General features: G+C 72.3%; 9 protein-coding genes. 8 read left to right on the top strand and 1 reads right to left on the bottom strand.

Annotated features, from left to right (window positions below; genetic code table 11):
* Positions 1–123 precede the first annotated feature (123 nt).
* The 7 genes from mce to ACFWUZ_RS16795 all read left to right on the top strand — a co-directional run bounded on the left by mce (position 124) and on the right by ACFWUZ_RS16795 (position 10,386).
* A complete protein-coding gene (gene mce / locus ACFWUZ_RS16825) occupies positions 124–552 on the top strand; it encodes a methylmalonyl-CoA epimerase (protein WP_384372763.1) in 429 nt (142 codons plus the stop codon).
* Positions 553–733: 181 nt separating this feature from the next.
* Positions 734–5,203, top strand: a complete 4,470-nt coding sequence (scy, locus tag ACFWUZ_RS16820; RefSeq protein ID WP_384372761.1) for a polarized growth protein Scy — start codon at positions 734–736, stop codon at positions 5,201–5,203.
* A 193-nt stretch (positions 5,204–5,396) separates the two neighbouring features.
* A complete protein-coding gene (locus ACFWUZ_RS16815) occupies positions 5,397–6,335 on the top strand; it encodes a cellulose-binding protein (RefSeq protein ID WP_030386920.1) in 939 nt (312 codons plus the stop codon).
* Between the two features lie 127 nt (positions 6,336–6,462).
* A complete protein-coding gene (locus ACFWUZ_RS16810; RefSeq protein WP_384372759.1) occupies positions 6,463–7,476 on the top strand; it encodes an ABC transporter ATP-binding protein in 1,014 nt (337 codons plus the stop codon).
* 2 nt (positions 7,477–7,478) lie between these two features.
* Positions 7,479–8,237 carry an ABC transporter permease gene (locus ACFWUZ_RS16805; RefSeq protein ID WP_384372756.1) on the top strand — a complete coding sequence of 253 codons (759 nt, stop codon included), beginning with the start codon at positions 7,479–7,481 and terminating at the stop codon, positions 8,235–8,237.
* Between the two features lie 176 nt (positions 8,238–8,413).
* Positions 8,414–9,526, top strand: a complete 1,113-nt coding sequence (locus tag ACFWUZ_RS16800) for an ABC transporter ATP-binding protein (protein WP_384372754.1) — start codon at positions 8,414–8,416, stop codon at positions 9,524–9,526.
* Positions 9,523–10,386 (top strand): ABC transporter permease, encoded by an 864-nt coding sequence (locus ACFWUZ_RS16795; protein WP_384372752.1) that lies wholly within the window; start codon positions 9,523–9,525, stop codon positions 10,384–10,386. Before ACFWUZ_RS16800 ends, ACFWUZ_RS16795 begins: the two co-directional genes overlap by 4 nt.
* An 18-nt stretch (positions 10,387–10,404) precedes the next feature.
* On the opposite strand, the gene ACFWUZ_RS16790 is transcribed toward ACFWUZ_RS16795, so the two are convergent.
* Positions 10,405–10,764 carry an ATP/GTP-binding protein gene (locus ACFWUZ_RS16790; RefSeq protein ID WP_384372750.1) on the bottom strand — a complete coding sequence of 120 codons (360 nt, stop codon included), beginning with the start codon at positions 10,762–10,764 and terminating at the stop codon, positions 10,405–10,407.
* A 249-nt stretch (positions 10,765–11,013) separates the two neighbouring features.
* Here ACFWUZ_RS16790 and ACFWUZ_RS16785 point away from each other — a divergent pair, with 249 nt between their 5' ends.
* The gene (locus tag ACFWUZ_RS16785) at positions 11,014–12,045 is read left to right on the top strand and encodes an LLM class flavin-dependent oxidoreductase (RefSeq protein ID WP_384372748.1); all 1,032 of its coding nucleotides are present in this window, start codon (positions 11,014–11,016) and stop codon (positions 12,043–12,045) included.
* Positions 12,046–12,086 lie beyond the last annotated feature (41 nt).

The raw sequence follows: 12,086 nt of genomic DNA, 5'->3' as shown, positions 1-12,086 counted from the left end.
TGAGGATGAGGAGTGAACGAGGGTTTACCTGAATGTACTGAGCGGTACCCGCGGCGTCACCGGGCAGTCGGTGTGATCGCTGGCACGTTGCGTGACCACCCCCATCGGCGGTGCACTGGTCCCATGCTGACAAGAATCGACCACATCGGGATCGCCTGCTTCGACCTGGACAAGACTGTCGAGTTCTACCGTGCCACGTACGGCTTCGAGGTGTTCCACACCGAGGTCAACGAGGAGCAGGGCGTTCGCGAGGCCATGTTGAAGATCAACGAGACGTCCGACGGCGGCGCCTCCTACCTCCAGCTCCTGGAGCCCACCCGCGAGGACTCCGCGGTCGGCAAGTGGCTGGCCAAGAACGGGGAGGGCGTCCACCACATCGCCTTCGGCACCGAGGACGTCCGCGGCGACTCGGAAGCCATCCGCGGCAAGGGCGTCCGCGTCCTCTACGACGAGCCGCGCACCGGCTCGATGGGCTCCTCGATCACCTTCCTGCACCCCAAGGACTGCCACGGCGTCCTCACCGAACTGGTCACGGCCGACCCGGACCACTGATGGCCCGATTCCCCGGCCGGTAGAGTGGCCATGGCTCGGCCGGGGTTCGGTGCGGAGACGGGGTCGGGGCCTGTGACCCCTGCCCCGGTATCTGACACCATTCCCCGGGGGCGTCGTTCAGCGGGCGAGCGATGCTCATTTGGGAGTGAGCTTGCGACCAGGGGACGGATGGGACCGCGCTGTGCGGGGCTACGAAAGCCAGGAGAGCCATCAGGCCGAGGCCGACCACCTCTCGCGCTTCGAGGCCGAGATGGAGCGGCTGAAGAAGGAGCGCGGGAAGGCCGTCCAGCACGCTGAGGACCTGGGATACCAGGTCGAGGTGCTGCGCGCCAAGCTCCACGAGGTACGCCGAGCTCTGGCGTCCCGCCCCGCCTACGACGGCGCGGACATGGGGTACCAGGCGGAGCAGCTGCTCCGCAATGCCCAGATCCAGGCCGACCAGATGCGCTCCGACGCCGAACGCGAACTGCGCGACGCCCGGGCGCAGACCCAGCGCATCCTCCAGGAGCACGCCGAGCACCAGGCCCGCCTGCAGGCCGAACTGCACGCCGAGGCCGTCAACCGGCGCCAGCGCCTGGACCAGGAGCTGAACGAGCGCCGCCAGACCGTCGAGGCGCACGTCAACGAGAACGTGGCCTGGGCCGAGCAGCTGCGCGCCCGTACGGAGTCCCAGGCGCGCCGGCTCATGGAGGAGTCGCGCGCCGAGGCCGAGCAGGCCCTGAACGCCGCCCGCGCCGAAGCCGCCCGCCTCGCCGAGGAGGCCCGGCGCCGGCTGACCTCCGAGGCGGAGGCCTCCCGCAGCGAGGCCGAGGCCTCCCTGCTGCGCGCCCGCAAGGAGGCCGAGCGGCTGCTGACCGCCGCCTCCGCGCAGGCCCAGGAAGCCAGCGAGCACGCGGAACGGCTGCGTTCCACCACCACGGCGGAGGCCGAGCAGACCCGCCAGCAGACCCTCGACCTCGGCCGGGTGGCCGAGTCACGGGTCCAGGAGGCCGACGCCGCGCTGCGCGAGGCCCGCGCCCAGGCCGAGAAGCTCCTCGCGGAGGCCAAGGAGAGCGCTTCACGGCAGCTCGCCTCGGCGGAGTCCGTCAACGAGCAGCGCACCCGCACGGCCAAGGAGCAGGTCGCCCGGCTGGTCGGCGAGGCCACCAAGGAGGCCGAGGTCCTCAAGGCCGAGGCCGAGCAGCTGCTGGCCGATGCCCGGGGCGACGTGGAGCGGCTGCGCGCGGAGGCCGGCGAGCAGGCCCGTGCGGCCGCCGCCGAGGACACCGCGGCGCAGCTGGCGAAGGCGGCCCGGACCGCGGAAGACGTACTGAACAAGGCGTCCGAGGACGCCCGGGCCACCACCCGGGCGGCGTCCGAGGAGGCCGAGCGGATCCGCCGCGAGGCGGAGGCCGAGGCCGAGCGGCTGCGTTCGCAGGCGGCGGCCACGGCGGACGAGCTGAAGGGCGCGGCCAAGGACGACACCGAGGAGTACCGGGCCCGTACCGTCGAACTCCAGGAGGAGGCCCGGCGGCTGCGCGGCGAGGCGGAGCAGCTGCGCGCGGAGGCCGTCGCCGAGGGCGAGCGGATCCGCGGCGAGGCCCGCCGCGAGGCGGTCCAGCAGATCGAGGAGGCGGCCCGGACCGCCGAGGAGCTGCTCGGGAAGGCCAAGTCGGACGCGGACGAGCTGCGCGGCGGGGCGAGCGCCGAGAGCGAGCGGGTCCGTGCGGAGGCCGTGGAGCGGGCCACCACCCTGCGCAAGCAGGCCGAGGAGACCCTGGAGCGGACCCGCGCCGAGGCCGAGCGGCTGCACGCGGAGGCCTTGGAGCAGGCGGAAGCCGTCCGTTCCGAGGCGGACGCCGAGGCCCGGCGCCGGCGCGAGGAGACCGAAGCGGCCCTGGCGGCGAAGCGGGCGGAGGCCGACGAGGAGCTCGTACGGCTGCACACGGACGCCGAGATCCGGCTGGGCACGGCCGAGCAGACCCTGCGCGACGCCCGGGCGGCGGCGGACGCCGTCCGCAAGGAGACCACCGAGGAGACCGACCGGCTGCGCGCCGAGTCGGCGGAGCGCAACCGGGCCCTCCAGGCGCAGTCGCAGGCCGAGGCCGAGCAGCTGCGCACCGAGGCGGCCGAGGACGCCGGCCGGGTCCGCGCGGAGGCCGAGCAGGCCGCCGTACGGCTGCGCGGCGAGGCCGAGGCCGAGGCGGAGCGGGTGCGTACCGAGGCCCAGGAGACCGCGGACCGGCTGCGCGCGGAGGCGAAGACCGCCGCCGAGCGGGTCGCCGCGGAGGCCGCCGAGGCGCTGGCCGCCGCGCAGGAGGAAGCCGTCCGGCGGCGCCGGGAGGCCGAGGAGACCCTCGCTTCGGCGCGGACGGACGCGGAGAACGAACGGGCGCAGGCCCGGGAGCAGAGCGAGGAGCTGCTGGCCGCGGCCCGCAGGCGCTCGGAGGAGGCGCAGGCCGAGGCGGCCCGTCTGACCGAGGAGGCCGAGCGGCGCGCGTCGGAACTGGTGGCCGCCGCGGAGACCACCGCCCAGCAGGTACGGGACTCCGTGGCCGGGCTGCACGAGCAGGCCGAGGAGGAGATCACCGGCCTGCGCAGCGCCGCCGAGCACGCCGCGCAGCGCACCCGCACCGAGGCGGAGGAGGAGGCCGAGCGGGTCCGCGCCGACGCCTACGCGGAACGCGAGCGGGCCAGCGAGGACGCGAACCGGGTCCGCACCGAGGCGCGCGCCGAGACCGACGCGGCGAAGGCGCTGGCCGAGCGCACGGTCGGCGACGCGATCGCCGAGGCGGAGCAGCTGCGCACGGACACCGCCGAGTACGCGCAGCGGGTGCGTACCGAGGCCACGGACGCCCTGGCGGCGTCCGAGCGGGACGCGGCCCGTACCCGGGCGGACGCCCGTGACGACGCCAACCGCATCCGCGGTGAGGCGGCGGAGGCACTGGAGGCGTCCCGCGCCGAAGGGGCACGGGTCCTCGCCGAGGCGACGGCCGAGGCCGAGCGGATCACCGAGGAGACCCTGGCGGCCAACGCGGCCACGGTGGGCCTGGCGACCGCGGAGGCCGAGCGGATCACCGCCGAGGCGACGGCGGCCGCGGACGCGACCCGCGCCGAGGCGGCCGGGACGCTGGACGAGGCCCGCGGTGAGGCGGGCCGGCTGCGCACGGAGGCGGCGCAGCAGGCCGACCAGCTGGTCGCCAAGGCGGCCGCGGAGGCCGAGAAGCTCACGTCCCAGGCGGCCGCGACGATGGCCGCGGCCGAACGGGACGCGACGCGGATCCTGGTCGAGTCGCGGGCCGAGGGCGACCGGCTGGTCGACGAGACCCGCGCGGCCAACGAACTCACGGTCGGCGAGGCGGCGGCGGAGGCCGAGCGGCTGCGCGCCGAGGCCGCGAAGGCCCTGGACGACGCCCGCGCGGAGGGCGGCCGCATCATCGGCGAGGCCACCGCCGAGGCGGACCGCGTCACGGTCGCGGCGAACGAGACCCTGGCGGGCGCCGAGCGGGAGTCCGAGCAGACCCTGGACGAGGCGCGCGCCGAGGCGGGCCGGCTGCGGAGCGAAGCCGCGGAGCAGGCGGACCGGCTCATCACCGAGGCCGCGTCCGAGGCGGAGAAGCTGACGGCGCAGACCCGTAAGGACAACGAGCGCACGGTCGGCGAGGCCGCGAACGAGGCCGAGCGGCTGCGCGCGGAGGCGGCGGAGGCGCTGTCCTCGGCGCAGGAGCACGCCACCCGCACCCGGTCGGAGGCCGAGCGGGTCAAGGCGGACGCGGCGACCGAGGCGGAGCGTGTGCGCACGGAGGCCCGTACGGAGTCGGAGCGGCTGCTGGACGAGGCCCGCGAGGAGGCCAACAAGCGTCGCAGCGAGGCCGCGGAGCAGGTGGACCGGCTCATCACCGAGGCCGCGGCGGAGGCCGAGAAGCTGACCGCCGACGCGCAGAAGCGGGCGCTGGCCGCCACCACGGCGGCCGAGGAGCAGGCGGACGCGATGGTCGACGCCGCCCGCAAGGAGGCCGCGCGGATCACCTCCGAGGCGACCGTCGAGGGCAACTCCACGGTGGAGAAGGCCCGTACGGACGCGGACGAGCTGCTGGTCGGGGCGCGCACCGACGCCGCTGCGATAAGGGAGCGGGCGGAGGAGCTGCGCGGCCGGGTCGAGGCCGAGGTCGAGGAGCTGCACGAGCGGGCCCGCCGGGAGTCGGCCGAGCAGATGAAGTCGGCGGGCGAACGCGTGGACAAGCTGGTGCGCGCGGCGACGGAGCAGAGCGTCGAGGCCGAGGCGAAGGCCAAGCAGATGGTGTCGGACGCGAGCAGCGAGGCGAGCAAGGTGCGCATCGCCGCGGTCCGCAAGGCCGAGGCGCTCCTCAAGGAGGCGGAGCAGAAGAAGGCCGAGCTGGCGCGGGAGGCCGAGTCTGCTCTGGCGCAGGCCCGCTCCGAGGCCGAACGGATGGTCGACGAGGGCCGGCGTGAGCTGGAGGTCCTGGTGCGGCGTCGCGAGGACATTCAGGCGGAGATCTCCCGTGTCCAGGACGTTCTTGAGGCGTTGGAATCATTCGAGGCGCCTTCGGGCGGTGCGAAGCCCACGGTCGGCGGCCAGGGCGCGGGGGGCGTGAAGGCCGGAGCGGCAGCGGGTTCCACTCGATCGGGTGGTAAGGCGTCAGAGGGCTAGCCGATCGCCTGAATGTGTGCACCTGATGGAGGTTCAGGCGAACGGGTGACAAGCGTTCTGTCGCCTTGCCACTCAAAAGGGGTGTCATTGTCCAGATCAAACGTGGAATGACTCGATGACACGCCGCCCGGGCGCCTAGGATTCCTCTAACACCTCACGTAGCACCTCATCGGTCTCATTCGACAGGAACCCCATGAGCGACACTTCCTCCCCCTTCGGCTTCGAGCTCGTGCGGCGTGGTTACGACCGCGGTCAGGTGGACGACCGCATTACCAAGCTGGTCTCCGACCGCGACAGCGCCCTTGGACGTATCAACTCTCTGGAAAAGCGGATCGAGGAGTTGCACCTCGAGACGCAGAACGCCCAGGCCCAGGTGAACGACGCGGAGCCGTCGTACGCCGGCCTCGGCGCCCGGGTCGAGAAGATCCTGCGCCTGGCCGAGGAGGAGGCGAAGGACCTGCGCGAGGAGGCCCGTCGCGCGGCCGAGCAGCACCGGGAGCTCGCGGAGTCGGCGGCCCAGCAGGTGCGCAACGACGCCGAGTCGTTCGCGGCCGACCGCAAGTCGAAGGCGGAGGACGAGGGCGTCCGCATCGTCGAGAAGGCGAAGGGGGACGCCTCCACCCTGCGCGCCGAAGCCCAGAAGGACGCGGCCTCCAAGCGCGAGGAGGCCGACGCGCTGTTCGAGGAGACCCGCGCCAAGGCCGCCCAGGCCGCAGCGGACTTCGAGACCAACCTGGCCAAGCGCCGCGAGCAGTCCGAGCGCGACCTGGCCTCGCGCCAGGCCAAGGCCGAGAAGCGCCTCGCCGAGATCGAGCACCGCGCGGAGCAGCTGCGCCTGGAGGCCGAGAAGCTGCGTACGGACGCCGAGCGCCGTGCCCGCCAGACGGTGGAGACCGCGCAGCGCCAGGCCGAGGACATCGTGGCCGACGCCAACGCCAAGGCCGACCGCATCCGCAGCGAGTCCGAGCGCGAGCTGGCGGCGCTCACCAACCGCCGCGACTCCATCAACGCGCAGCTCACCAACGTCCGCGAGATGCTGGCGACGCTCACCGGTGCGGCCGTCGCGGCGGCCAACCCGATCGTCGACGACGAGCCGGTCACCCGTGGTGTCCCGGCCCAGCAGAGCCGCTAGTCCACCGGCCGCTGCTGCACCGCACTACGCCGAACTTCTACTCGCTGGTAGCCAAACCGGCGGGTCAGGGCCGTATGTCACCTGTTTGAGGTGGCGTACGGCCCTTCGGCGCTCTAGCGTGGCCCGCATGATCGAGCTCGAGGGACTTACCAAACGATTCGGCGCGAAGACCGCCGTGGACAACCTCAGCTTCCAGGTCAAACCGGGGGTGGTGACCGGCTTCCTCGGCCCCAACGGGGCCGGGAAGTCGACGACCATGCGCATGATGCTCGACCTCGACAATCCGACCAGCGGTACGGTCCGGATCGACGGCAAGCACTACCGGGACCTGCCGGAGCCTTTGAAGTACATCGGTGCGCTGCTGGACGCCAAAGCCATGCACGGCGGGCGCAGCGCCTACAACAACCTCCTCTGCCTTGCCCAGTCGAACCGGATTCCGGAGCGCCGGGTCGGCGAGGTGCTGGACATGGTCGGCCTGACGGCCGTGGCGAAGAAGAAGTCCAAAGGATTTTCGCTCGGCATGGGGCAGCGGCTGGGAATCGCCGCCGCCCTGCTCGGCGATCCGGAGATCCTCATGTTCGACGAACCCGTCAATGGTCTGGACCCCGAGGGGATTCTCTGGATCAGGAATCTCATGAAGGGCTTGGCTGCGGAAGGCCGGACGATCTTCGTTTCTTCCCACTTGATGAGCGAAATGGCCCTGACCGCAGACCATTTGGTCGTGATCGGACAGGGAAGGCTGCTGGCGGACCTGTCCATGGCCGATTTCATCCACCAGAACTCGCGCAGTTACGTCCGGCTGCGCACCCCGCAGCAGGAACGGCTCAAGGACGTCCTGCACGACGCGGGGATCGACGCCATCAGCGTTCCCGCCACCGGAGCGCTGGAGATCGACGGCGTGAGCTCCGAGAAGCTCGGCGAGCTGGCTGCCCAGCACCAGATCGTCCTGCACGAACTCAGCCCGCAACGGGCGTCACTGGAAGAAGCGTTCATGCGCATGACGGCGGACTCCGTCGAGTACCACGCCCACGCACCGGGGGCACCCGTCCCCGCGGGCATGGCCGCTGACAACCCGGCCCGGCCGGCCGAGGTCCCCGCCTGGGGCGCCGGCTACGAGGCCACGCGCAAGGGCGGTGAGTGACCATGTCCTACCCCGCCGTCCTCCGGTCGGAGTGGACCAAGATCCGCACCGTCGCCTCCACGAGCTGGACGCTCGCCCTCGTCTTCCTCGTCACCGTCGGGTTCGCCGCGCTGTTCGCCGCGACCTACGACACGGGGAACACGGAGATGGTCTTCGATCCGACCGCGATGAGCTTCAGCTCGATGCAGTTCGGACAGCTGGCCATGATCGTTTTCGGTGTGATGGTCGTCAGCAGCGAGTACAGCACGAGCATGATCCGCACGTCGCTGGCCGCGGTACCGCACCGCACGCGCTTCCTGCTCGGCAAGATGACCGTGGCGACGGCGCTGGCCCTGGCCGTCGGCCTGCTGACCAGTTTCACGTCGTTCTTCCTCACGCAGGCTCTCCTGGGAGACGCCGGCATCGGCATCGGCGAGGAGAACGTCCTGCGCGCCGTGGTGGGCGCAGGGGTCTACATGGCGCTCCTCGCCCTGTTCTGCATGGGTGTGGCGGCCATGCTGCGCAGCTCCGTCGCCTCGATCAGCCTCCTGATCCCGTTCTTCCTGATCGTCTCGAACCTCCTCGCGGGCTTCGAGGCGACCCGTTCGGTCGGCCAGTACCTGCCCAGCAATGCCGGTTCCAGGATCATGCTGGTCGTGCCCGAGGCCTTCGGGAACCCTGCGACGCCGTACGGCCCCTGGGGCGGTCTCGGAATCATGGTGCTCTGGGTCGCCGCCGCCATGATCGGCGGCCTGCTGGTCCTGAAGAAGCGCGACGCCTGACGGACGGGTCTCCTCCGGGTCCGTCGCAGGACGGACGTCCTCCGTACTACGGGTGATCCCCGGGTCGGTCTCAGGGGCAGCTCAGGGATCGGCCCGGGACGGAACCGGAAGAGACTCGATATCCTCTTAACCCTTACGCGGGCGAAAGTCGTCCCGGCCTGGTAAGGGGCAGCAAGATGATCGAGGCAGTCGGACTGACCAAGCGCTTCGGCGCGAAGACCGCCGTCGACCAGTTGTCCTTCCAGGTCAGGCCGGGGCACGTCACCGGATTCCTGGGGCCCAACGGCTCCGGGAAATCCACCACCATGCGGATGATCGTCGGCCTCGACCGGCCCACGTCCGGTCATGTCACGATCAACGGCCTTCCTTTCCGGGAGCTGCCGAACGCCCAGCGGCACGTCGGGGCCCTGCTCGACGCCAAGGCCGTCCACGGGGGCCGCCGGGCCCGCACCCACCTCCTGTCCATCGCCCAGCTCTCCGGGATCCCGGAGAAGCGCGTGGACGAGGTGCTGGCCGTGGTCGGCCTCCAGGACGTCGCCCGCCGGCGTGCCAAGGGCTTCTCCCTCGGCATGGGCCAGCGGCTCGGCATCGCCACCGCCCTGCTCGGGGACCCGCAGGTGCTGCTGTTCGACGAGCCGGTGAACGGTCTCGACCCCGAGGGCATCCTCTGGGTCCGCAACCTCATGCGGCGGCTCGCCTCCGAGGGCCGGACCGTCTTCGTCTCCTCGCACCTCATGAGCGAGATGGCCCTGACCGCCGACCACCTGATCGTGATCGGCCGGGGACGGCTGCTGGCCGACATGGGCACCCAGGAGTTCATCACGCACAACTCGGCCGGATTCGCTCGGGTACGCGCGGCCGACACCGATCCGGATGGCCGGGACACGCTGGGTACGGCCTTGATCAAGGCGGGCGGCCGGGTCCTCCAGGAGCCCGGCGGAGCACTGCGCGTGACCGGGCTGGAGCTGCCCCGCATCTCCGACCTCGCGCACGAGGCGGGCGTACGGCTGTGGGAGCTGTCGCCGCACCGGGCCTCGCTGGAGGAGGCGTACATGCGGATGACCCAGTCCTCCGTCGAGTACACCTCCACCGAGGACCCCCGGGCCGAGCTGTGGGAGCCGGAGCCGCTGAGCGTCCCGGCGTGGGAGGAGGAGCCTGCGCCCGAGGTCCCGCAGAGCGGCTTCTACGCGCCCCCGCCCCCTGGGGCGGGCGGGCGGCCCTTCCTGATGCCCAGCAGCCCCGGCGAGCTCGCCGGGGCCGCCCCGAACAACCCCGAGGACACCCGATGACCGGCCCCACGCCCACGGGCGCGACGACCACCGGCGCGGCGCGTGCACCCGGCGCGGCGAACAGCAGCGGACCGCTGCCCTCCTCGCGGCCGCACCTGGGGCACGCCCTCGCCTCGGAGTGGACCAAGATGACGTCCGTGCGCTCCACGATGTGGACGCTCGGCTCCCTCGTGGTGATCGTCGTCGGCATCGGGCTCCTCGTCATCGTCCAGACCGACGACCGGTCCTTCCGGGAGATCGCGTTCGCCTCGCCGGCCCTCTTCGGCCTGCTGGTGGGTCAGCTCGCGGTGATCGTGCTCGGTGTCCTGACGATCACCTCCGAGCACGCCACCGGTCTGGTGCGGACCACTTTCACCGCCGCCCCGGAGCGGCACCGGGTGCTCACCGCCAAGTACGTCGTCTTCAGCCTCACGGCCTTCGCGGTCACCGCCGGGTCCGTCGGCCTGGTCGGCGCGGCCGCCGCGATCGTGCACGGCGGTCCGGAGGCCGGCTCGCACACGGCGTCCGAGTGGATCGGCGCGCTGGCCGGCAGCTTCTACGTCACCCTGCTCGGCGTGCTCGCCCTGGCCGTGGGCGCGCTGGTGCGGCACTCGGCCGGGGGGATCGCCGTGATGCTGGGGCTGGTCACGCTCCCGCCGGTGATCGGCGCGATGCTCATCACCTGGAAGGCGACCACGGCCGTCGGCAATCTGATCATCACGTACAACGCGCCCGTGGCGATGATGCAGCTGTTCGGCCTGCAGGGTGGCGGCGAGGTGGGGGCGCCGCCCTCCGACCTGTCCCACCTGCTGCTGATCCTGCTGGTCACGGGCGGCGCGGTGGCCGCCTCGTACGCGACGGTCGGCCGCCGGGACGTCTAGGGAACCGGTGGGCGCAGGCTAGTACTTCGGCGCGTTGCGGGACCGCTGCACCCGGGAGGTGCGGCGGTCCTTCGCGTTCCAGCAGGCCTTGTGCCAGTGGCGCCGGTCGTCGACGCCGCCGTACTCCGGCCAGGCCACCAGGTGCGGGGTACCGGAAGGGATCTCCTGGTCGCAGCCGGGGCAGCGGTAGCGCTTGCCCACCGCGCCGGCGCCCGCGACGTGCCGGACCTTCCAGTCCTCGCCCCGGTACTCCTCGGTGCGCTCCAGCCCGTACCGGTCCAGGCCGCCGGAGCCGCCGCCCGGCCCCGAACCGGTGCCCGGGTCCGAACGGTCGGCTGGATTCCCGCCGCCCCTGGGGCGGTTGTGGCGCGGTGACACGTATACCTCACGGATGGCCGGACGGCAGTGACTTTCTCCCAGACTACGCGCAGCGAGCCCGGGTAGCCGCAGGGTGTCTGACAGAGCCGGCCGCACCGGCGGACTGGCCCGACAATCCCAATAACTTTCCTGTCAGGCCGTGCCTTTGGCACGTGTCAGACGTTGTTGCCAGTAGGACGTCAGTCGTAATGGATCAACAAGCCGGTCCACCTGGGGGAGGCCGCGCCAGCCGCGAGGAGGCTAAAGGCGATGCGCGTAGGAGCGTTCATTCTGGCGGCCCAGTTCCCGGGTCAGGGACAGGGCGAGGCACTGCACCGGGCGGTACGGACCGCCGAGGTGGCCGAGGAGGCCGGGCTCGACTCGGTCTGGCTCGCCGAGCACCACTTCGTCCCCTACGGGGTCTGCCCGTCGGCGGTGACCCTGGCGGCCCTGCTGCTCGGCCGCACCCGGAGGCTGCGGGTGGGCACGGCGGTGAGTGTGCTGCCGAACGTACATCCGGTGGGCCTCGGGGAGCAGGCGGCGCTGCTGCACCTGACCTCGGGCGGCCGGTTCACCCTCGGGGTGGGGCGCGGCGGTCCCTGGGTCGACCTGGAGGTGTTCGGGGGCGGGGCCGACGCCTACGAGAACGGCTTCCCCGAGGCCCTGGACCTGCTGCGGCGCTGGCTGGCCGAGGCACGGGTGGGGGCCGTCGGCGAGCGGTACGCCTTCCGCGAGGTGGCCGTCGTACCGCGGCCTTCGGAGGCCCTCGACGGGGACGGGACCGGTCCGGAGGTGATCGTGGCCTGCACGTCGCCGCGGTCGGTACGGCTGGCCGCGGAGCGGGGACTGCCGATGCTGCTGGGCATGCACTGCGGGGACGAGGACAAGGCCGGGATGGTCGCGCTGTGGCGGCGCACGGCGCTGGCGGCGGGCCATTCGCGGGAGTACGTGGCCGGCGCGGGCCACGTCTCGGCGGGGGTGTGCCAGCTGGCGGACCGCTCGGCGGACGCCCGTGAGGTGCTGCTGAAGGCAATGCCGGGATGGCTGAAGCAGGGCCTGGACGCGCACGTGACGGTGGACGGCCGGATGCGTGCGATGCGGGATCCGGTCGCATACACGGAGCTGCTGTGCGAGCTGCATCCCGTGGGCACTCCGAAGCGGGCGGCGGACCGTCTGGCGGCCACCTCCGAGCGCACCGGCATCACCCGGTTCGCGCTGCTCACGGAAGGATCCGGCGATCTCGCCGCGACGGAGGAGAACGTCCGGCGCCTCGGCGCCGAAGTCCTGCCCCGCCTCGGCTGAGAAGGGCTGCCGCCCCCCGTCGCGGAACGGCAGCGGAGTAC

The organism is Streptomyces sp. NPDC058646, assembly GCF_042716875.1.
In the GTDB taxonomy this organism is placed as follows: Bacteria; Actinomycetota; Actinomycetes; order Streptomycetales; family Streptomycetaceae; genus Streptomyces.
The sequence above is the reverse complement of the archived record's forward strand: the minus strand, read 5'-3'. Positions and strand labels throughout refer to the sequence as shown.